Below are 16,347 nucleotides of genomic sequence, written 5' to 3' on the forward strand. Positions count from 1 at the left end.
GAACAGAATGTACAGGCAGACATTTGGGATATCGCTGACCATTGCCACTGCGGCACTGGGAATGGCCACCGCCATGGCAGGAGGGGCGTTCGCACAATCGGCAGCCCCCATCACCCTGAAATGGGCGCTGTGGGACTGGGACAAGGTGGCCTATTACAAGCCGCTGATCGAAGCTTATCAGGCCAAGCATCCGAATGTGAAATTCGAGCCGGTGGATCTCGGTTCGCAAGACTACACGCAGATGATCGCTACCCAACTGACCGGTGGCGCCAAGGATATCGATGTCGTCACCATCAAGGACGTGCCGGGTTACGCAACCCTGGTGCGGGCCAACTCTATCGGCGATCTCTCCGGCTTCATGACCGAGCAGAAGATCGACAAAGCTGGATATGGCGGGCTTATCGAGGAGCTGAGCATCGACGGCAAGGTCTATGCCCTGCCCTTCCGCTCCGACTTCTGGGTGGTCTATTACAACAAGGACATCTTCGACAAGGCAGGCGTTTCCTACCCGACCAATGACATGACCTGGGCGCAATTCGATGAGATCGCGGGCAAGCTGAAGGGCGGCATGGGGGTCAATAAGACCTATGGCGCATTGCTGCACACATGGCGTTCCACCGTCCAGCTTCCAGGCATCATGGATGGTCAGCACACGCTGGTCGGTGGCGATTACGCCTTTCTGAAGCCCTGGTACGCGCGGGCGCTGAAGCTTCAAAAGGAAGGGGCAATCCCGTCCTATGCATCGCTCAAAACCTCCAATACCCACTATTCGGCACTGTTCTTCAACGGGACGGTCGGCATGCTGCCGATGGGTACCTGGTTTATCGGCACCCAGATCGCCAAGGTAAAGTCCGGCGAATCCAAGAGCAAGAACTGGGGCATCGTCAAGTTCCCGCACCCGGATGGCGTTGCCGCCGGCACAACGGCGGCGCAGATTGCGGCCCTTTCGGTCAATAACAACTCAGCCCACAAGGACGTGGCGCTCGACTTCATCAAGTTCGTGACGGGACCTGAAGGTGCGGCAATCATTGCCGACACGGGAACTTTGCCCGCAGTGCGCACCGACGATGTCAGCACCAAGATCACCTCGCTGCCCGGCTTCCCACAGGACGAAAACAGCAAGGCGGCGCTGAAAGCCGGCAAATCCTATCTGGAAATGGCGGTCAGTCCCAATGCGGCAAAGATCGAGGTTGTGCTGAACCGTGTGCATGACGCGATCATGACCGACAACACATCTATCGATGATGGCCTGAAGGAGATGAACGACGGCGTCAAGGCGATCAAATAGTCCACAACAAGTCTGGCCGCAGGTTCACACCTTCCTGCGGCCAATTCATTTGAATCAATTCATGGATATCGATTGTGGTTTACGATCCAGCCCAGGCCAACCCGCTCTACGGCAACCCGTTGCGCAGCCGCGATGATATGGCGAAAGCGCTGCTCGACTTGTTCACGCCGCTCCTGCCCTATTTTTCGCAAGGTGGTGGACGGGTAAGGCTTGGCGCATCCGGCGCGATCTTCGATCATGCGGCAGCTGATCTCGAATGCTTTGCCCGGCCGCTTTGGGGCATCGCTCCCTTTGTGGCGGGCGGCGGCGATTTTCCGCATTGGGATCTTTACCGGCGTGGCCTGGCCCATGGCACCGATCCGCAGCACGAAGACTATTGGGGCGATGTCTCTGATCGCAATCAACGGCTTGTGGAGCTTGCTGCCATCGGCTTTGCGCTCGCCATGGTGCCGCAGCATATCTGGGAGCCTCTGGACGATGCCGCGAAGGCCAGCGTCTCGGCCTATCTGCTCAAGGCCAGAGACCGCGAATACGTCGATAACAATTGGAAATTCTTCCGGGTTCTGGTCGATCTGGGACTGGAGCGGGTCGGAGTAGAATTCGACCACACCAAGACCATTGCCTATCTCGATGAGCTGGAAGGATTCGATATTGGTGATGGCTGGTACCGCGATGGGCCGGTGCGTCGGGTGGACCACTACATTCCTTTTGCCATGCATTTTTACGGGCTGATTTATGCCGTCCTTGCCAGCAAAGACGAGGCCCGCAAAATCCGTCTTCGTGAGCGCGCAACGATCTTTGCCAGGGATATCCGTCACTGGTTCGGCCCAGATGGTGCTGCACTCGCTTTTGGGCGCAGCCAGACCTACCGTTTTGCCGCTGGTGGTTTCTGGGGCGCGCTTGCCTTTGCAGATCTTGACGCCCTGCCATGGGTTGAGATCAAGGGCTATTACATGCGCCATATCCGCTGGTGGTCGGCATTGCCGATTGCCGACCGCGACGGTGTGCTGTCTGTCGGCTACGGCTATCCCAATTTGCTGATGAGTGAGAGCTATAATTCGCCCGGCTCGCCCTATTGGGCGCTGAAATTCTTTCTCCCGCTGGCCCTGCCCGCCGATCACCCGTTCTGGCTGGCGCAGGAAGCCGATGCGCCGTCCTTCAATGCGCCTGTGCCGCTCGAAAAGCCGGGCATGGTGGCCATGCACACGCCGGGCAATGTCGTCATTCTCGCCTCCGGCCAGGAACATGACAAGATGCGCGGCTCCAACGAGAAATACGCCAAATTCGTCTATTCGACCCGCTATACCTTTAATATCGAGGCCAATGATCGCCATTTCGATGCGGCCAGTTTTGATGGCATGCTGGGGCTGTCGGATGATGGCGTGCATTTTAGGATGCGCGAGACGCTTGAAGAGGCGATGATTGCCGATGACAGACTCTATTCCCGGTGGAAGCCCTGGGCGGATGTGACTGTCGAAACCTGGCTCGTGCCACGAAATCCCTGGCATATCCGCATCCATCGGATCGCAACGCCGCGCCGCCTGATGACCAGCGAAGGCGGTTTTGCCATTCCCCGCGCCGACTTCAGCCGCGACCGTATGGAAGAAAGCGCTGGCCGCGCGGTCTGGTTCGGGCAAACGGACATCAGCGCCATTGTCGATCTATCCGACCACCACCGCATCGGCCGCGCCCATGTGTCGATTGCCAATACCAATCTTTTATGGGCGAAAACCAACCTGCCGCAATTGCGTGGCACACTCGAACCGGGCCGAACCGTGCTGGTGACGGCAGCCTTCGCCCTGCCGCTGGGACATGACGCAGACGAGGCGCTTGCCACTCCGCCTACTTGCCCTGATCTCGAGGTGTTGGAGCAGCAGTTTCGAGACGCTGGACGCCGTGTCGCGGCCTTCGATATTGGCTAAGCGTCATGAGCAGGGATAACCACGCCAACGAGGAAGCGGCATCCTTGCGCCGCCAGCGGCTCAATATCCTCACCTGGGAACGGAACGGGCAGGATATCGAGAGCGTGGCCCATCAGGCCCGGCTTCGCCAGCTCCAGACCTATGCCGGCGCAACATTTTCGCCGGGTGTTTATGTGGCGGAAAAGGCTGAAATCCATACCGACAGGCTGGTGATGGGTGCGGGCTCCTGGATTGCCGGTCACGCGCTGGTGCGGGGCGATATCGAGCTTGGTGAAAACGTTTCGATCAATGCCTATGCCTGCATCTCTGGCCGGGTGCGGGTGGGAGATGATGTGCGAATTGCCTCTCATGTCAGCATTGTCGGCTTCAATCATGGCTTCGACGATCTCGAAACGCCGATCTATCGCCAGCCGTTGACATCGCTTGGCATCGAGATCGGCGATGATGTCTGGATCGGCGCCAATGCAGTCATTCTGGATGGCGCCCGGATCGGCAGCGGCGCCATTATCGCTGCTGGTGCCGTGGTCTCGAAAGACATCACACCACAGGCCATCGCTGGCGGCGTACCGGCCCGCGTGCTGCGGATGCGTGGCAAAGACACGACATCTCCCCGCAAAACGGTGGTGGTCGAAGCCGCGCTTGCCGCGATCAATGCTGCCGCTTCGGCTGATTGGCGAGCGGTGGTGGAGCGATATCGTATCGGAGATGATTACAGCGCGCCGGATGCAAGCGGCAAACCCGTTACCAGCGTCCGCCATCTCTGCGACGCCATCGAAATTGCCGCAGCCTTCGGTGATATCGGCTCGATGTTCGATGTCGATGCCACCATAGCCCGCCTGCAAGCCATTCAGGACCCAGAAACTGGGCTTTTCCCGGACCCTTATCGTGCAGCACAACAGCCTCTGCATCACGATCCGATTGCCTTGTACAATGTTTTGGCCGTTGGATACGGTCTTGAGTGCCTGGGATCAGCGCCACCTCACCTCTTCCGGTTCATCGAACGCATGAGTGCAGGTGATCTCGTGCAATGGCTGGATGAGCTGCCCTGGCAAACACGCGCCTGGCATTGCGGCGCGACCGTCGATGCCATTGCAACCGCCTTGCATTTCAACGGTCGCTATTTTGACGCAGGAGCCAACCGGCACAGTTTGTTTGGCTGGCTAAGCCTCAACTGCAATCCAGCATCCGGCCTTTGGGGTACTGAGACACCGGAGGAAGGACTGTTGCAGCCGGTCAATGGTTTTTACCGGCTGACGCGCGGCGCTCATGCGCAATTTGGCATACCGGTTCCTTATCCGGATGCCGCCATCGATTCCGTGATCGCCAATTACCGGGCTCATGACGGATTTCGTGGACAAGGCTTCAATGCCTGCAATCTGCTCGACACGATCCACCCGCTGCTCCTTTGCCTGAAGCAGACACCTCATCGCCGCGACGAGGCGATGGAAATCGCAACCGGCATCATTCTGCAACTGTCTACACGGTGGCAAAGCGGGCAAGGCTTTCCGTTCGCAGACGGTCATCGGCCCGGGTTGCAGGGAACTGAAATGTGGCTCACGACCTGTTGGCTTTCAGCCGAACTCCTGAACCTCTCCAGCAGTCTGTCATTCAAGCCACGAGGTATTCATCGGTATCAAGGGTGAGACAGCATTTTCAAACGCTACTCCCCTCGCCAACCTCTTTGCTGCGAGATGTCGATTATGTCATTTTCTACGTAATTTGAAGTGGCCTCCCGGGGCGTATGATCTCGAAAGGCCTGCCATATTCGGGTAACCGCGCAAAGTGTCGCGATAAGGCCTCTATGTTTTCCTTCTATATTGACCTTCCCGCCTCATCGAACCGGTGAAGGCATCCGTCCATCGGCTTAGCGCTGATGGTTTCACCGATCCTTGGCTCGTAGCTGCCGCTGGTGCGTATGAGCAGCTTTCCATACAGGGCAGAGTCGATGGTGATAAAGGTATCGCTTCCAAGGCATTCCGCAGCCACAACTGCACCGCTCCAGGCGTCCTGGTCCTCTGACAACACGAAATGCTCTGGACGGATGCCAATGGTTGTTGCTCCGTCTCGTTGGGCTGCCTCCCCCGACACGAGGTTCATTTGTGGCGAACCAATGAAGGCAGCAACAAACAGATTGGCTGGCCTGTGATAAAGCTCCAGCGGCGTGCCCAATTGCTCAAGGACGCCCTTGTTGAACACCGCAATTTTGTCGGCCATGGTCATGGCTTCCACCTGATCATGGGTGACGTAAACGGTTGTTGCTTTTAATCTTTTCTGTAATTCCCGTATTTCCGAGCGCATTTGCACCCGCAGTTTGGCATCGAGATTGGAGAGAGGTTCATCGAACAGAAAAACCTTGGGGTCGCGGACAATGGCCCTGCCCATAGCAACGCGCTGACGCTGCCCGCCTGAAAGAGCTGCGGGCTTGCGTTTAAGATATGGTTCAAGACCCAGGACCTCGGACGCCTTTGCCACGCGGGTGTTGATGTCTGCCGCAGAATGCCCTGCGAGCTTGAGGGCAAAACCCATGTTCTCGGCTACGGTCATATGCGGATAGAGCGCATAATTTTGAAACACCATGGCAATGTCGCGCTCGCGTGGGCTCAAGTCATTGATGCGAGTACCATCAATAAAAATATCGCCGCCGGATACCTCTTCCAAACCTGCAATCATCCGTAGGAATGTTGATTTTCCGCAACCGGATGGTCCAACCAGCGCCAGGAACTCCCCGTTCCCGACTTCGAGATCCACACCGTGGATGACCTCCAAGGCCCCGTAATGCTTGCGTAAATTTTCAATCCGCACCACAGCCATGATTTCCTCCCAGACAAATCGCTTGACGCAAAACAAAAGTGATTTAATCTATTTATTGCGTTCAGGGAAGATGCCTGTTGAAGGAGACAGCAGGCATCGGAGGACGAAGCGGGGCGGAGACTTGCCCGCGATTGAGGGTTTAACGCATGGCACTCAGCGGCATGCGACTTTGGGAGGAGCACACATGAAGAAGAACAGGCATGCGTTGACGCTTGTCGCGCTGTTGGTTGCCCCCGTGGGCGGGAATGCCAGTGACATGATCACCGGCGACACGGTTGGCCCGGCTGACGCGCCCAATAAAATGACATTTCGCATGACGACCGATGGTCCGCGCAACAATGATCCGGTTGTCGCTGAAGGCTATGGCAAGCTGTTCAATCAGTTTATTGCCAAGCATCCCGGCTGGCGCATTGAATTGCAGATGATGACGGGGGACATCAGCCAGGAGCAGGCCCGCATGGTGGAGCAGGCCAAATCCGGCAATGCACCTGATTGCGCTGCCGTGGACTCTTTCGTGCTGCCTGTTTTCAAAAAAGCTGGCGTGCTGAAGTCTTTCTCACCGTACTTTACTAAGGAAGAGATCGACCAGCTTTTCCCCTTCATTCGCGAGGGCGTTACCGGAGCTGACGGCCAGATTTATGCCTGGTGGTGGTCGACCGATCTGCGTGTTCTCTATCGCAACAAAGAAATCGTTCCAGACGCGCCGCAGACATGGGACGAGACCAAAAAGGCTGCGCTGCACTCCGTGGAAGAGGGCATGGAAGGCATTCTGTTCAACGGCTCACGCTATGAAGGCACCACCTTTGACTGGCTGGCCAATTTCTGGGCCGAAGGTGGCAAGTTGGTCGATGAGAACGGCAAGCCGATCTTTGGCGAAGGTGCTGAGCGGGAAAAATTCGTCAAGGCGGTGAATTACTACCGCGACCTGGTGGAATCTGGTGCTGCCCCCAAGCGGGTGGCCACCATTGGCAATTATGATGATTTCAATGCCGCCGCTGCCGCTGGCACCACGGCGCTGTTTGTCGGTGGAAATTGGCAATATGGCCAGTTGCAAGCCGCCCTTGAGCCGGAAGAACTGGCCAAATGGACCTTCTCACCCCTGCCCGGTCCCACCAAAGATCAGCGCTCGACCGGCACAGGTGGCTGGACTGTTGCTTCTTTTGCCTCCGATCCGGCGAAAGTGAAAATGTGTGCTGATCTTGCCCGCGATGTCTATATGGGACCTGCCAATGAGGTTCAGGGGCAATTGCCAACCCGCGCGGACCTCTATGAGAAATACAAGATTTTCTCCTCCGACATCAACAAGGCTTTCTCGGAGGCCCTCAAAGTCGGCCAAGCCCGGCCCGGCGCGCCGGTCTATCCCGAAATCTCCAATCAGATTCAGATCATGATGGGCAAGGTATTGACGGGAACGCAAGCCACGGATGCGGCTGTCGATGAAGCCTTCAAAGCTTCGCTTGCGGCATTTGACAGCCATTAACCGCTTGTTGAGACTGCGGAGCCAAAGGGCTCCGCAGCGCTTTGTGGTCTGAATCCAATAGGTGCACTCCATGGCAACACTCAGCTTTCAGGCAGGCAAACAGACGGGTGCCGCCCAAAGTCGGCACCGACCGAAGGCAGCGCCCTGGCTTATGCCGCTGATTTTGGTGCTCGGCATTTTCTACCTTTATCCAGTGCTGGATGTGCTGCGCCTTGCCTTCACCAGAGCAACACTGCTCGGGGATGACGGTGGCTACACCATCACAACATTGATCAACACGTTGACCCGTGCGGAAATTCCGCAGATCCTGTGGGTCACGCTCACCTTCACGGCGGGGTCGGTGGTTGCGCAGCAACTGTTTGGCCTTGTGATCGCATTGGTGGTGGTGCGGGCCGAAAAACGGGGCTTGTTTGGTGCCACAATCCTGCGCACCACGGCGCTGATTGCCTGGGTGGTGCCGGGCATTGCTGGCGGCATTATCTGGAAAATGCTGTTTAACGAGGCTCCGTTTGGCGGGCTGAACAGCCTGCTCCGGCTTGTAGGGGCTGGCCCCGTGCAATGGCTCTCCGATCCCAACCTCGTGATGTGGTCGGTGGTGTTGTCGAATGTTTGGCGCGGCACCGCCTTTTCCATGGTGGTGATGTATGCCGCCATCAAGGCGATTGATCCGGTGCTTTACGAGGCTGCGGCTGTGGATGGGGCGCGGGCCGATCAGCGACTGCGCTATGTCACCCTGCCACAGTTAACATCGGCCATTCTGGTCAATCTGATTTTGATCACCATCCAGACCCTCAACACCTTTGATGCGATCATCTCACTCACCGGCGGTGGACCGGGACGGGCAACCGAAGTGCTGTCGCTCTATACGTTCAATGTGGTGTTTCGCAATTATGATCTGGCGGCAGGCGCTGCGCTCTCCATCCTCATGCTGGTGATCTCGCTGACGCTCGCCTTGATCTATGCCGCCTTCCTGCCAAAGGGAGATGACCAATGAAAGCCCGCACAAGTGAGCGCCTCGGTGATGCGTTGAGCTATCTTTTCATGGCCATTACCTTCGCCTTCTTCGCATGGCCGCTGCTGTGGCTTTTGTCTTTGGCGCTCAGAACCCGCAAGGAAGTGTTTCTGGGCGTCAGCCGCTTCATTCCCAAAGCACCGACGCTGGATAATTTTGCGATGATCCTGTCCTCGGACAAGTTCATCTCCTACCTGTGGAATGCGCTGAAGCTTTCATGCTTGTCGGCGGCAGGCTGCCTGATCGTGGCCCTGCCTGCGGCCTATGCCTTTTCGCGCTTTCAGTTCAAGGGCAAGGGCGCGTGGATGATGGCGCTGTTGTCGGTGCAGATGATCTCCCCGCTGGTGATCATGGTGCCACTCTACCGCTACATGGCGGCGATGGGCCTGCTGGACAGCCATTTCGGCACCACCATGGTCTATGTGGCCCTTGCCGTTCCGGTCTCGACCTGGATTTTGAAAGGCTCGATCGACGGCATTCCCAAAACCCTGGATGAAGCGGCAATGATGGATGGCTGCACCCGGTTTGGCGTGTTTATCCGTGTCATCCTGCCGCTGTCTACGCCCGGCATTGCTTCGGCCTTCATCATCGCCGTGATCAGCGGCTGGTCGCAATTTCTGGTGCCGTTCCTGCTGATCACCAAGGAATCCCTCACCCCGATTGGCGTCGGCATTTTCCAATATGCCGGCACACAAAATGACTCCTCCATCCAACTCCTCGCGGCGGCCTGCCTTGTCTCGGTGGTGCCAGCCATCATCGCCTTCCTCTCGCTCCAGCGCCTTATTCTTGGCGCGATGACCGCCGGAGCCGTGAAGGGCTGAACCCATCTTGTTGAAAGATTTTAGGAAATTATCATGAGCTTAACCTACACCCAACGCCTTGAACGGATCGAAGTTCGCAACGCAGAATTCCAGTTCTGGCGCGCCCGCAAAACAGTCGAACTGATCGGCTGGAATTTCAATGACCAACCCATTGCCGTTGGCGAGGCCTGGCCACACAAGACCCCACCCATTGGCTTCACGGCAGATGTGACCGTGCCGGAAGGCTGGCCGCTGGCAGACACCTATCTTTATCTCAACCTCGGCGGCGAAAGCCTGTTGAGCATCACAGCGCAAGATGGCTCTATCAAGCGCTATGGGCTGGATCCTTACCACCGCGAATTTGCAGCCCCTTCGCAGAGCTTTTCGCTCCATGCGCAATCCGTTCCGCGCCTGCCGTTTGGTGAGCCGGTACGCGCACCCAAGCTTGAACGGGCGGAGCTGTTCTGGATCGATCGTTCCGTGGACCGCATGGGACTGCTGATGCGCCAGATTGCCGAAGCACTCAGGGTCTTGCAAGGCCATGATGTGGTGCCTTATCTGCTGGATGCCGCAGAACAGGCCTTCTACGCCATCGATTGGCCATCAGCGACGGCAGACTATGTGGCGCGCACCGCCCCTGCGGTGATGCAGCAAAAGATCTGGCAACTGCCAGAGCTGAAACCCGACCCGGAAGGTCTGACCGACGCCCAGCGCGCCACACTGGATCAGGCCTATGAGGCGCTGATGGCGCGTCTTGGCGAACTTCGTGAACGCTTCCCTCCGCAGGGCAAGGTGGCATTGACCGGCCATGCCCATATCGATCTGTGCTGGCTGTGGCCCTATGATGAGACCCGCCGCAAAATGCGCCGGACCTTCCACACGGCACTGTCGATCATGGAAACATCGAAGGATTTCCGCTTCAACCAGTCCACCGCGCATTATTACTGGCAGCTTGAGGAGGATGATCCTCACCTGCTCGACAAAATCGTTGAGCGCGCCAAAGACGGCCAGTGGGAAACGCTGGGCGGCATGTGGATTGAGCCGGATACCAATATGCCCACAGGCGAAAGCCTGACCCGGCAAATCCTCTACGGTCAGCGCTATTTCGAAAAACGTTTTGGCACGCGCCACAGTGTTTGCTGGCTGCCGGATTGCTTTGGTTTTGCCGGAGCACTGCCGCAGCTTCTCAAACAGGGCGGAATGAAAAGCTTCTTTACCATCAAGGTCAATTGGTCCGAAAGCAACCACATCCCCGCCGATCTGTTCTGGTGGGAAGGGCTGGACGGCAGCCGAGTGCTGGCCCACTCGTTCGACAATCCCATGGAAGGCTATAACGGCTTTGTGCGCCCGGATTGCATCACGCCGACATGGAAAAATTATCGCCAGAAAGACCGGCACGACACGACGCTGCTGTGCGTCGGCTATGGCGACGGCGGCGGCGGCCCTAGCCCGGAAATGGTGGTGCGGGAAGAACAGCTTCGTGTGTTTCCTGCGATCCCGGAAGCCCGCTGGACCCGCGTGCACGACTTTTTTGAAGATGCCCATGCAATGGCGAAAACCACGCCCGTTTCCGTGTGGAAAGGTGAGATCTATCTGGAGCTGCACCGCGCCACGCTGACCACGCAAAGCGCCATCAAAAAGCTCCACCGCAAGGCCGAGCGCAGCCTGATTACAGCGGAAACGCTGGCATCCCTTGGCCATCTTCTGGGGGCCGCCAAGCCACGTTCGCTGGAGCCGGAATGGCGGGTGGTGTTGAAAAACGAGTTTCATGACATTTTGCCAGGCTCGTCGATTGCCGAGGTTTATGTGGATGCGAAAGCCGAGCTTGAGCAGGTGCTGATTGATGGTGCGGCTGCGCAAAAGGCGGCTGTTGAAGCCATCCTCAAACAAGTGCCTGAAGGCAATGATGGCGCGGTGCTGGTGATCAATCCCACACTGAGCGCCCGACCAATCCGGCTGACGCTGAATGATAAAAGCATAGCAACTGACGGCATGGTACCTGCCCTTGGTGTGAGCGTTTTGCCCGCCGGCGCTCTTGGCCCCAAACCGGGCCTGAAGGCCACGCAAAACACGTTGGAAAATGACATCATCAAGGTGACGCTGGCCGATGATGGTTCCATCGCCTCTATCCTGCACAAAACATCTGGCCGCGAAGCGGTCGAGGGTGGGGCCAACCGGTTGTTTGCCTATACGGCGGATAAGCCGCGCAATTGGGACGCGTGGGATGTGGAAGAGGATTACGGCCAAAAATCCGAGGAGTTGAGCGGATACGAATCCATCGAACTTGTCGAAAACACCGCCCACCGCGCGGCCATCCGTATCAAACGCCGTTGGCGTGATTCCACTATTGTGCAGACCTTGAGCCTTGCTGCCAACGCTCGCCGTCTCGATATTTTCACCGAAATCGATTGGCATGAACGCCGCGTCATGTTGCGCACGGAAAATGGCGTGGCTGTCAGCGCCGCCCGCGCTACCTGCGAAGTGGCCTACGGCGTGGTGGAACGCCCCACCCATTCCAACACCTCGTGGGATGAGGCGATGTTTGAGGCACCTGCGCATCGGTTTATTGATCTGTCCGAGCCGGGGTTTGGCATGGCGCTGCTGAATGATGCCAAATATGGTCACTCGGCCCGTGGCAATGTGCTGGGCCTTTCCCTGCTGCGCTCGCCGATCTATCCTGATCCGTTGGCAGATGAAGGCTATCAATCCTTCACCTATGCCCTGATGCCCCATGAAGGCACATGGTATGAGGGGCAGGTGCGCGAAGAGGCCGATGATCTGAACCAGCCGCTGATTGCCATTCCTGTGTCAGATAAAGCAGCGGGCGAATGGTGCCCTTTGCAAGCGGCAGGGCTGGAGGTTGCTCTCTCGGCCATCAAACCTGCCGAGGATGGCGATGGCCTGATCGTGCGGGTGTATGAGCCAGCTGGTCGCCGGGGCGGCTTCCAGCTTACACCACCTGAAGGTTGGGCGGTAAGCGGCGCACTCAGCATTTTGGAAGAACCAATGGAAGCGGTGGACGCGCACGCGCTAAAACCCTTTGAGGTGAAGAGTTGGCGTCTGTCGAAAACCGCTTGAAAAGGCTTTCGTCCCGCACGTCTATGGTGCATGGTTTCCCCGCCGCCGCAGTCCGGCGGCGAGGAGATTGACGATTACGATGAGTTATTCCGGAGCCAATGGCGAGCAGGCCGCAGCCCTGAACAGGGCCATCATCCTGAACGCCATTCACCGTGGTGGGCCAATTTCGCGCACCGAAATTGCCAAGCTCTCGCGCCTCACAAAGCAGGCTGTCACCCGGATTGTCGATAAACTGCTGGATGAAGGCCTGGTGATGGAGGCGCGCCGCCGGCAAGGCTTGCGCGGCCAACCGGCCATCGAGCTGGAGATTGACCCGGAGGGGGCTTTTGCCATCGGAGCCAATATTGACCGCGATCACCTGACAATTGTGGCGGTGGATGCGGTGGGTAATGTGCGCGGGCGGATTCATCATGAGGCGCGGTTTTTGCTGCCAGATGCCTTTGTAAAGCTGATGGAAGATGCCGTATCGTCCTTCCTGCGCCGCAAGGTTATTACAGAATCACGGCTTGCGGGCATTGGCCTTGCCATTCCCGACTGGCTGGGAGAGGTGCAGGTGATTGGCCTGCCAAACGCGTACAGCCATTGGAGCGGCTTTGACGTGCGTACCGCTCTGTCGCATATCACCGACCACCCCATCTATATCGACAATGACGCCAATGCGGCGGCTTTGGGCGAGATTGAATATGGGCTGGGCACCGAGATGCGCAGCTTTTTCTATATTCTGATATCCGCCTGTCTTGGTGGCAGTCTGGTGATTGACGGTATGCGCCACAAGGGCGCAGGCGGACTGGGTGGCGAAATCGGCTGGCTGCCCACGGCGGTCACAACCGGTCCCTTTGCCGGGGAAACCAGACCGTTGGGCGATATGCTGTCCATGTTCGTGCTGCTCGACTACCTTGCCGACAATGGGGTGGATGTTGCGACACCTGCGGATCTGTTGACGCTGGATGGACGGGGACGCGCCCTTCTCAGCGGTTGGCTGAAGAAAATGGCCATCAACCTTGCCGAAGCCGTCAGCGACATCGGCATGGTGGTGGACCCCGATGGCATTATTCTGGGCGGACGCCTACCTGTGCGGCTGATTGATGAATTGCTGCTCTACGTGCATGAGGAAATCAGTCGTCGAGGAGCCTTGGCCCCAAGCTTACACCGTGCGGCCGCCTCCGAGGATGCCGCAGCCCTTGGCGCTGCCGCCATGGCGCTCGCAGACCGGCTCTGTCTTCCCTCTGCCGATCCAGCGCATCTCAGTCGCTCACCGTTGGCGACAGCGATCCGGCCTTCATCGATCAATTCGGTTTTGGCAGCAGCAGTTCGATAAACGGTGCTATGGCAGCACCGTAAGCGGCGTCACGGTCTGGAAAGCTTAAAGGGCGTACGGGCGGTATCCAGGCTGCGGGCACAAAATATCGCTCTTTGCCCAGCCGAGCTTCAGCGATTTTGTCAATCAGCCGATCAATCACATCGGCGGGCAATTGTCCGCCCAGTAGCATGGCTCCCGGTGATATAAAACCTGCAATGGTGACAACACCGTCCAGAAGCCGGCTGGCGGCTTGTTCAATCCAGCGATCAACCTCGCTTTCACCCTGTGCGGCAATGAAAGCCCTGTAAGACGCAGCACTCGCCATCATATCCAGCGTTCCTTCCGCCAGGCCGGGACGCATGGCACCAATTGCGCCCGCTCTGCCATGGGTGCCGCGATAAAAGCGGCCATTGATGATCAGACCCGCCTGCACCTGATCATCAATCAGGACCACAACTAGCCCACCTTCCGGCTCGCCAATGCCAAACAATCTCTCCCCTGCCAGCACCGCTTCGGGTTTGGACAAGGTAAAGCTTGGCAATTCGCCAAAAATAGCGCTCAACCCGTCATCCCTGCCCGCGTTCATTACCACCCCGACACCGATGGGGGCGGGAAAGCCTATCTCTGCCTGCACAATTTGCCTGATAGCCGCAAGCAAGGCTTCATCACACTCAAAGCGTTGATAAAGCACCATATCACCGGCGAGATTGCACAGCGCAAGAGAACCACCATTCTGGCAATGCTCGACACCAAGACCGTACGCGCCAGATGACACAAGCGAAAATTCCGCCGCTTTATAGCGTGCGGTAGTCTGGCGATTGCCTTTGCAGACAAGGCCCGCCGACAGCAGCCGTTGAAGAATGCCGGTAATGGCAGGCTCGGTGAGCTTAAGCCTTGCCGCAAGCTCCTGACGCGTCATCGGCCCTTCGCGTAGCAAAAGCGCCGAAACGGTGCGTCCGTTATGATCTGCGATATCTTCAGGACTGAGGCCCTGAGCATCGCGATCCTCCAAGGGCCGAACCGTCTGATGCCTTACAAGTCGTCGTCCCACACTCAAATTTCCATCGGCGATTTCATTGCAATCTTTGCTATCAGCAAAAAAGAAAGCAAACAGGCTTTGCTGCGTGCAGTCAATCACTCCCGTTCAAGTACCGACAGGCCCTACCTCAGTTTTTTACAATTCTAGGAAATCGCTGGTACAAAATGTGTGGAGCGAACCCGTCAAGCGAAGATAACTGAGCTCGAATGATGCATTCTCTGACCCTTTCTCATCTAAACGATCTGCGATAACCACTATGCTGCGGCTAATAATAACCGATCTACCGTTGAACATTTCGAGGCATTGATGAGCAACACCCAGCGAAATCCCATGGCCCTGGCCATCCATGGCGGCTGCGGCGTGATGAACAAGGCAGACATGCCGGAAAGTGAATGGCAAGCAGCACGCGCCGATCTCAAGCGTTCCTTGCAGGCCGGATGGGCGCTGTTGCAGCGAGGGGCATCCGCGCTGGACGCTGTCGAGGCTGCCGTGATGGTGATGGAAGATTCTGAGCATTTCAATGCGGGCCATGGTGCCGCCTTGAACACGCAGGGCGATCACGAGCTGGATGCCTCGATTATGGATGGCAACACCCTTGAGGCCGGGGCCATTGCCATGGCACGCAGCATTCGCAACCCGATCTGTGCCGCGCGCAGGCTGATGCACAGCGGTGAGACCGTGATGCTGGGGGCAAGTGCGGCCGATGCCTTTGCCAGACAATCTGGCTTGCCCATGGTAGATCAAAGCTATTTCACGACAGACCGCCGGGTAAAAGCACTGGTATCGTTAAAGGCCCATGCGAAAGCCGGAACCGCCGCCCAAGCAAGCGAAGCCGAAAAGCATGGAACAGTCGGTGCTGTGGCACTCGACAGCCACGGCCATCTGGCTGCCGCAACCTCCACCGGGGGCTTCAACAACAAGCCAGCCGGCCGCATTGGCGATACTGCTGTGATTGGAGCTGGAACCTATGCCCGGGATGGGGTCGTGGCAGTCTCTGGCACCGGCAAGGGCGAATTCTTCATTCGCCATGCCGTGGGTCACGAGATTGCCAGCCGCATGCGCTATCTCGGCGAAAATCTGGACGATGCCTGCCAGCACGTTATCTTCACCGATCTTGCCCCGCATCAGATCGGAGCCGGATTGGTGGCAGTTGGCGCAGATGGCTCCGTTACCGCACCATACAACACAGCGGGCATGTTTCGCGGCTGGATCGGCCCGGATGGGCGCATGGTTGTGGCTAGCCATGACACGCTATTTGAAATGCATGTCTAATGACTTTGAACCCAAGGCAGGATTAGCTTCACTCGGTGTCTGAAAACCGGCAGCAGGCCAGGCTTCCTGAGCTGACCGCGATTTATGCCCGGCGCACGAGCCTGAGGAGCAGCAGAAGGACGATCGCCCCGACCGTAGCGTTGACAATCGCTCTGACGATGCCCGTACCCAAGCTGAAACCGAGGCGGGGAAAGAGCCATCCGGCGATGAACGCACCGATGATACCGACAAGGATATCTCCGATCAGACCAAAACCGCCACCACGTACCACCAGGCCGGCAAGCCATCCAGCAAGGGCGCCAACAAGAAGAAATACAAGCAGGCTCTCATTCGACATCATAGGAT

12 protein-coding genes are annotated in these 16,347 nt (G+C 57.6%); 9 read left to right on the top strand and 3 right to left on the bottom strand.

Features of this window, described 5'->3' with window-relative positions; genetic code table 11:
* Positions 1–61 precede the first annotated feature (61 nt).
* The 3 genes from G6L01_RS25445 (at position 62) to G6L01_RS25455 (ending at position 4,853) form a co-directional block, all read left to right on the top strand.
* A complete protein-coding gene (locus tag G6L01_RS25445; RefSeq protein ID WP_411910113.1) occupies positions 62–1,288 on the top strand; it encodes an ABC transporter substrate-binding protein in 1,227 nt (408 codons plus the stop codon).
* A gap of 74 nt (positions 1,289–1,362) precedes the next feature.
* Positions 1,363–3,210, top strand: coding sequence for a DUF2264 domain-containing protein (locus tag G6L01_RS25450; protein WP_060720033.1), 1,848 nt, complete (start codon positions 1,363–1,365; stop codon positions 3,208–3,210).
* A gap of 5 nt (positions 3,211–3,215) precedes the next feature.
* On the top strand, positions 3,216–4,853 hold the full coding sequence (locus tag G6L01_RS25455) for an acyltransferase (RefSeq protein WP_060720032.1): 1,638 nt from the start codon (positions 3,216–3,218) through the stop codon (positions 4,851–4,853).
* Positions 4,854–5,022: 169 nt separating this feature from the next.
* On the opposite strand, the gene G6L01_RS25460 is transcribed toward G6L01_RS25455, so the two are convergent.
* Positions 5,023–6,021: an ABC transporter ATP-binding protein gene (locus G6L01_RS25460; RefSeq protein WP_060720031.1), complete on the bottom strand. Its 999-nt coding sequence runs from the start codon at positions 6,019–6,021 to the stop codon at positions 5,023–5,025.
* 184 nt (positions 6,022–6,205) lie between these two features.
* Between G6L01_RS25460 and G6L01_RS25465 the strand changes: the two genes are divergently transcribed.
* The 5 genes from G6L01_RS25465 (at position 6,206) to G6L01_RS25485 (ending at position 13,709) form a co-directional block, all read left to right on the top strand.
* The gene (locus G6L01_RS25465) at positions 6,206–7,501 is read left to right on the top strand and encodes an extracellular solute-binding protein (protein ID WP_060720030.1); all 1,296 of its coding nucleotides are present in this window, start codon (positions 6,206–6,208) and stop codon (positions 7,499–7,501) included.
* A gap of 151 nt (positions 7,502–7,652) precedes the next feature.
* On the top strand, positions 7,653–8,495 hold the full coding sequence (locus G6L01_RS25470; RefSeq protein ID WP_114386907.1) for a carbohydrate ABC transporter permease: 843 nt from the start codon (positions 7,653–7,655) through the stop codon (positions 8,493–8,495).
* Entirely contained in the window at positions 8,492–9,334 is an 843-nt protein-coding gene (locus G6L01_RS25475) for a carbohydrate ABC transporter permease (protein WP_060720028.1), read from the top strand. The genes G6L01_RS25470 and G6L01_RS25475 overlap by 4 nt, the downstream gene beginning before the upstream one ends.
* A 33-nt stretch (positions 9,335–9,367) precedes the next feature.
* Positions 9,368–12,391 (top strand): alpha-mannosidase, encoded by a 3,024-nt coding sequence (locus G6L01_RS25480; RefSeq protein ID WP_060720027.1) that lies wholly within the window; start codon positions 9,368–9,370, stop codon positions 12,389–12,391.
* 79 nt (positions 12,392–12,470) lie between these two features.
* Positions 12,471–13,709, top strand: a complete 1,239-nt coding sequence (locus G6L01_RS25485) for an ROK family transcriptional regulator (protein ID WP_070166131.1) — start codon at positions 12,471–12,473, stop codon at positions 13,707–13,709.
* Here G6L01_RS25485 and G6L01_RS25490 read toward each other — a convergent pair.
* Complete coding sequence (locus G6L01_RS25490) at positions 13,678–14,742, bottom strand: ROK family transcriptional regulator (protein ID WP_081089206.1); 1,065 nt, start codon at positions 14,740–14,742, stop codon at positions 13,678–13,680. The genes G6L01_RS25485 and G6L01_RS25490 overlap by 32 nt on opposite strands.
* A gap of 294 nt (positions 14,743–15,036) precedes the next feature.
* On the opposite strand from G6L01_RS25490, the gene G6L01_RS25495 reads away from it, so the two are divergent.
* Entirely contained in the window at positions 15,037–16,002 is a 966-nt protein-coding gene (locus G6L01_RS25495; RefSeq protein ID WP_081089197.1) for an isoaspartyl peptidase/L-asparaginase family protein, read from the top strand.
* 82 nt (positions 16,003–16,084) lie between these two features.
* Here G6L01_RS25495 and G6L01_RS25500 read toward each other — a convergent pair whose 3' ends face one another.
* Positions 16,085–16,339: a GlsB/YeaQ/YmgE family stress response membrane protein gene (locus G6L01_RS25500; RefSeq protein ID WP_060720108.1), complete on the bottom strand. Its 255-nt coding sequence runs from the start codon at positions 16,337–16,339 to the stop codon at positions 16,085–16,087.
* Positions 16,340–16,347 lie beyond the last annotated feature (8 nt).

It is taken from the genome of Agrobacterium vitis, from assembly GCF_013337045.2.
In the GTDB taxonomy this organism is placed as follows: domain Bacteria; phylum Pseudomonadota; class Alphaproteobacteria; order Rhizobiales; family Rhizobiaceae; genus Allorhizobium; species Allorhizobium vitis_B.

What these genes read in the sequence shown, in the direction of transcription:
- G6L01_RS25495 (WP_081089197.1), top strand. Translation starts at nt 15,037, where the DNA reads ATGAGCAACACCCAGCGAAATCCCATGGCCCTGGCCATCCATGGCGGC.
- G6L01_RS25460 (WP_060720031.1), bottom strand. Translation starts at nt 6,021, where the DNA reads ATGGCTGTGGTGCGGATTGAAAATTTACGCAAGCATTACGGGGCCTTG.
- G6L01_RS25470 (WP_114386907.1), top strand. Translation starts at nt 7,653, where the DNA reads ATGCCGCTGATTTTGGTGCTCGGCATTTTCTACCTTTATCCAGTGCTG.
- G6L01_RS25485 (WP_070166131.1), top strand. Translation starts at nt 12,471, where the DNA reads ATGAGTTATTCCGGAGCCAATGGCGAGCAGGCCGCAGCCCTGAACAGG.
- G6L01_RS25465 (WP_060720030.1), top strand. Translation starts at nt 6,206, where the DNA reads ATGAAGAAGAACAGGCATGCGTTGACGCTTGTCGCGCTGTTGGTTGCC.
- G6L01_RS25480 (WP_060720027.1), top strand. Translation starts at nt 9,368, where the DNA reads ATGAGCTTAACCTACACCCAACGCCTTGAACGGATCGAAGTTCGCAAC.
- G6L01_RS25455 (WP_060720032.1), top strand. Translation starts at nt 3,216, where the DNA reads ATGAGCAGGGATAACCACGCCAACGAGGAAGCGGCATCCTTGCGCCGC.
- G6L01_RS25500 (WP_060720108.1), bottom strand. Translation starts at nt 16,339, where the DNA reads ATGTCGAATGAGAGCCTGCTTGTATTTCTTCTTGTTGGCGCCCTTGCT.
- G6L01_RS25445 (WP_411910113.1), top strand. Translation starts at nt 62, where the DNA reads ATGGCCACCGCCATGGCAGGAGGGGCGTTCGCACAATCGGCAGCCCCC.
- G6L01_RS25475 (WP_060720028.1), top strand. Translation starts at nt 8,492, where the DNA reads ATGAAAGCCCGCACAAGTGAGCGCCTCGGTGATGCGTTGAGCTATCTT.